This window comes from Pseudomonas sp. SIMBA_041 (assembly GCF_046535095.1).
Taxonomy (GTDB): Bacteria; Pseudomonadota; Gammaproteobacteria; order Pseudomonadales; family Pseudomonadaceae; genus Aquipseudomonas; species Aquipseudomonas mucoides.
In genome coordinates this window covers 1-253 of sequence record NZ_JAWRXJ010000615.1, presented here as the reverse complement: position 1 = coordinate 253, position 253 = coordinate 1, and the positions used below count along the sequence as shown (strand labels likewise).

General features: G+C 61.3%; 1 protein-coding gene. It reads left to right on the top strand.

The features are described from left to right. Positions 1–253, top strand: a 253-nt coding sequence (locus SB725_RS32575; protein ID WP_410923621.1) for a helicase-related protein, incomplete at both ends; no start/stop codon positions are given.

The following is a 253-nucleotide window of genomic DNA, read 5'->3' as shown; positions in this document are numbered from 1 at the left end:
ACAACGATGTGAAAACCATCGAAAAATGCGCCGCAGACCTCGCCGAACTGGTGCCGGAAGCACGCATCGGCATCGGCCACGGGCAGATGCGCGAGCGCGAGCTGGAACAGGTGATGAGCGACTTCTACCACAAGCGCTTCAACGTGCTGATCGCCTCGACCATCATCGAGACCGGCATCGACGTGCCCAGCGCCAACACCATCATCATCGAGCGCGCCGACAAGTTCGGCCTGGCCCAGTTGCACCAGTTGCG